Origin of the sequence: Shewanella sp. 11B5 (genome assembly GCF_002836795.1) — a bacterium.
Classification (GTDB): domain Bacteria; phylum Pseudomonadota; class Gammaproteobacteria; order Enterobacterales; family Shewanellaceae; genus Shewanella; species Shewanella frigidimarina.
In genome coordinates, this window is the sequence record NZ_PJAP01000441.1 from 1 (window position 1) to 4,785 (window position 4,785).

Annotated in this window: 3 protein-coding genes; 2 read left to right on the forward strand and 1 reads right to left on the reverse strand. The window is 41.5% G+C overall.

Annotated features, from left to right (window positions below; translation table 11 throughout):
- Positions 1 to 56 precede the first annotated feature (56 nt).
- A complete protein-coding gene (ald, locus tag CXF78_RS10270; RefSeq protein ID WP_041412915.1) occupies positions 57 to 1,172 on the reverse strand; it encodes an alanine dehydrogenase in 1,116 nt (371 codons plus the stop codon).
- 182 nt (positions 1,173 to 1,354) lie between these two features.
- Between ald and lrp the strand changes: the two genes are divergently transcribed.
- Positions 1,355 to 1,852 carry a leucine-responsive transcriptional regulator Lrp gene (lrp, locus tag CXF78_RS10275; protein WP_011637260.1) on the forward strand — a complete coding sequence of 166 codons (498 nt, stop codon included), beginning with the start codon at positions 1,355 to 1,357 and terminating at the stop codon, positions 1,850 to 1,852.
- Positions 1,853 to 2,124: 272 nt separating this feature from the next.
- The gene (locus tag CXF78_RS10280) at positions 2,125 to 4,779 is read left to right on the forward strand and encodes a DNA translocase FtsK (RefSeq protein WP_011637261.1); all 2,655 of its coding nucleotides are present in this window, start codon (positions 2,125 to 2,127) and stop codon (positions 4,777 to 4,779) included.
- Positions 4,780 to 4,785 lie beyond the last annotated feature (6 nt).

Consider the following 4,785-nt stretch of genomic DNA (forward strand, 5'->3'; position numbering starts at 1 on the left):
CCGCATATATTAATGCGGCATTTTGATTGAATAAAATAAATTAATTACTTACTCATTTAAGCAAGTAGGCTTTTTGGTTCAGTGAACTCAAGGTTCAACGCTTCAGCCACTTCTTTACAGACGACTTTACCGTGCATTACGTTTAAGCCATTTAATAAATGTTTGTCATTTAATAATGCTTGTTTGTAGCCTTGGTTCGCTAACTTGATAATGTAAGGTAGTGTTGCATTGTTTAATGCAAACGTAGAAGTACGCGCTACTGCACCTGGCATGTTAGCCACACAGTAATGCACTACGTCATCAACAATGTAAGTTGGGTCTTGGTGAGTGGTAGCGTGCGAAGTTTCAACACAACCACCTTGGTCAATTGCAACGTCAACAATTGCACTGCCAGGTTTCATGCGCTTAACCATGTCACGAGTGATTAACTTTGGCGCTGCAGCACCTGGAACTAATACACCGCCAATAACAAGGTCTGCTTCTAATACGTGACGCTCAATAGCATCAGCTGTTGAGTAAATAGCTTTAACCGCTGAACCAAATTGAACATTTAGGCGACGTAATGCATCGATACTGCGATCCAAAACAACAACATCAGCACCCATACCAACAGCCATTTGTGCTGCGTTTGTACCAACCATACCGCCACCAATGATGACCACTTTAGCTGGCTCAACACCCGGAACACCACCAAGCAACATACCACGGCCGCCTAATGATTTTTCAAGTGCGCGTGCGCCTGCTTGGATTGACATGCGGCCAGCAACTTCTGACATTGGGGCAAGTAATGGTAATCCGCCGCGATCATCAGTGACTGTTTCGTAAGCAATACAAACAGCGCCACTGGTGATTAATTCTTCAGTTTGTGGCAAATCTGGTGCAAGGTGCAAGTAAGTGAATAAAATCTGGTCGTGACGTAACATTGCACGTTCAACTGCTTGTGGCTCTTTAACTTTTACAATCATGTCTGATTTAGCAAACACTTCAGCTGCTGTAGCTAAAATCGAGGCGCCCGCATCAATATAGTCTTGATCGGTAAAACCAATACCCACACCCGCATCTGATTGAACATAAACAACGTGACCTTTTATGGTTAATTCACGTACGCTTGAAGGGACCATGCCTACACGGTATTCGTGGTTTTTGATTTCTGTTGGAACACCAATAATCATTATTTGAGCCTCGATTGACATAAAAAACCCCACTTCAAGTGGGTATAGTTGTTATTAATTGTGACCTGAACGTGCTTATTTCAGGTGACTCTAGTATAGTGCTGCTTTAGCAGATTATGTTGCTGAATTTCGATAATTAATAGACAGAAGTATTGTTTTAAGGACAAAACAAGGTTGAATATATGGTAAATAGTAAAAGCTTTTCAGTGAAAGATTTGGACCGTATTGATCGTAATATCTTAAATGAACTTCAACAGGACGGTCGCATTTCAAATGTTGAACTATCTAAACGAGTTGGCTTAAGTCCTACACCATGTTTGGAAAGAGTTAAAAGGCTTGAAAAACAAGGTTTTATTAGTGGTTACACCGCGTTGGTTAATCCGCATTTTCTCGGTGCTTCTTTATTAGTCTTTGTTGAGATCACTCTAAATCGCGACACGCCAGACATTTTTGACCGCTTTAACCGTGCAGTTCAATTGCTTGATGATATCCAAGAATGCCATTTAGTCTCTGGTGATTTTGACTACCTATTAAAGACCAGAGTGTCAGATATGTCTGCATATCGACGATTATTAGGTGAAACCTTGCTGAAACTACCCTCTATTTCAGACACTCGTACTTATGTAGTAATGGAAGAGGTTAAACAAACCAACAAGGTTGCGTTATATAACCTAGGCTAACCCCGCGAGATTTATCTCTTATCCAGTTTTTGCAGCCAGAATGATGAATTATAGATGACTGTCGTTGCCTATGTTCATCTTTTTCGTTAATCAAACATTTTTTGTATATAAAATCATCATCTTGATTAGCTTCATCCATGCTTTTATGTTTCTTGATTAATTCGACATAACAATCGATTGAGCTTGGTTAATTCAAGGTGCATAATCACTGCAAATACAGTGATATTCTGTTATCTTAACCCTTATTTTTCACTTTTTATGGATGCTTTCGTTTGACTCAGGAAAATAGTCTTAAAACACTCAGTGGCCTACAACGGCTGCTTGAAGGTGGCCTTATATTATGTTGCATGGTTGCAACGTATATTTTATTGGCATTGTCCAGTTTCAATCCAAGTGACCCTGGCTGGAGTCAGTCGCATTTCCAAGGTGAAATTCATAACTGGACTGGTGCTGTAGGTGCTTGGACAGCAGATGTGCTGTTTTATTTCTTTGGTTTTATCGCTTTTTTAATTCCCATGATGATAGCCACAACAGGCTGGTTTATTTTTAATCGCGCGCATCGAGTGTTCGAAATCGATTATTTTTCTGTTGGTCTAAGAATTATCGGCTTTATTCTGATGTTGCTGGCGTTAGCTGCACTGGTCAGTATGAATGCCGACAATATGTTTGTGTTTTCAGCTGGTGGCGTTGCTGGTGACGTTATTGGTCAGGCCATGTTGCCTTATTTTAATAAGCTCGGCACCACATTACTATTAATGTGTTTTATTGGTGCAGGCTTCACCTTAGCGACAGGTGTGAGTTGGTTAACCATTATTGAGTTAACGGGTTTAGGTTCTATCTGGTTAGCCAAAAAAATATGGACATTACCTCGAGTATTTAAACGTGAACGTGAGACCGAAGATACCAAAGGTTTTATGTCATTAGTGGATAAGTTTACCCAGCGCCGTAATGAAATTGATCTTCAAAATGAGCCCTCGCTGGATAAGCAGAGCAAAACGGCAGTCGAAATACCAATTCATACCAAGCCAACCATAGAGACGCCACCTATTGTTGAGAAAAAACGCAGTTTCTTTAGTCGCAAGGCTAAACCTGTTGAAGATATTATCGTCTCAGACATTGATGACGATGAACTTGATATAGATGATCGCCAAGAGCCGTCGATGCAACTCGATAATGACGACACATCTTTTGCACCTTGGGTTGCGACAAAAGATGATGTCGATTTTGATATTGATGACGACAATGATGGCGTTAATGATAGCCCTGCAATTAATAATCTCGATATCGCAGATGAGCCTTTTGAAGAAGCATTTAATAAGCCTCATTCAACAGGGGCATTAGTTGCACAGCAAAAGCCGAAAAAAGATGTCCGAATTGTTGATGGTGTTGTGGTAATTGATGGCCAAAACCCTCAACAAGCTCGTCAAAAAATGGATCCGCTACCGAGTATTACATTGCTTGATGTTCCTGATCGTAAGAAAAATCCCATCAGTGAAGCTGAATTGCAGCAAGTCGCTCGATTGGTTGAAACAAAGCTGGCTGACTTTAATATTATCGCCAATGTAGTAGGGGTATATCCTGGACCTGTGATTACTCGTTTTGAGCTTGAATTAGCTCCAGGGGTTAAAGCGTCTAAAATCACCAATTTATCGAAAGATTTAGCCCGTTCATTATTATCTGAAAACGTGCGTGTGGTTGAAGTCATTCCTGGTAAAGCTTATGTAGGCTTAGAATTACCGAACAAGTTCCGTGAAACAGTGTTTATGCGCGATGTACTCGATTCTGCTGCGTTTAAAGACAGCAAGTCGACATTGTCTATGGTGTTAGGACAAGATATTGCCGGTGAGCCAGTGGTCGTTGATTTAGGTAAAATGCCGCATTTATTAGTTGCTGGTACAACGGGATCAGGTAAATCGGTCGGTGTGAATGCCATGATCACCAGTTTGTTGTATAAATCGGGCCCAGATGATGTCCGCTTTATTATGATTGACCCTAAGATGCTCGAATTGTCGGTGTATGAAGGTATTCCACATTTATTGTGTGAAGTGGTTACCGACATGAAAGAGGCGGCTAATGCACTGCGCTGGTGTGTGGGTGAAATGGAACGTCGATATAAATTAATGTCGGCATTAGGTGTACGTAACCTTAAAGGCTATAACTTTAAAATTAAAGAAGCCGCCGCCAAAGGGGAGTACATTCCAGATCCATTATGGAAGTCGTCAGAAAGCATGTTAGACGATGCGCCACCATTAGAAAAACTGCCCTCTATTGTTGTGGTCGTCGATGAATTTGCTGACATGATCATGATTGTCGGTAAGAAAGTTGAAGAACTTATTGCTCGTATCGCGCAAAAAGCACGTGCGGCAGGTATCCACTTAATATTAGCGACACAGCGTCCATCGGTTGATGTGATCACAGGCTTGATTAAAGCTAACATTCCAACCCGTATTGCGTTCCAAGTGTCGTCACGAATTGACTCACGTACCATTCTTGATCAGCAAGGCGCAGAAACCTTGTTAGGCATGGGTGATATGTTGTATTTACCTCCTGGAACTGGTTTGCCAAATCGTGTTCATGGTGCGTTTATTGATGATCATGAAGTGCATAAAGTCGTAGCCGATTGGTGTGCTCGTGGTAAGCCACAATATATTGAAGAAATTCTTAATGGTGCTACCGATGGTGAACAAGTACTGTTACCCGGTGAAACCTCCGATAGTGAAGAAGAGTTGGATGCGTTATATGATGACGCGGTAGCATTTGTTACCGAAACTCGCCGCGGCTCAATTTCTAGCGTACAACGTAAATTTAAAATTGGTTACAATCGCGCCGCCCGCATTATTGAAATGATGGAAAGCCAAGGTATTGTGACAGCCCAAGGCCACAACGGTAATCGTGAAGTGTTGGCTCCGCCACCACCGAGAACATAATAGGAA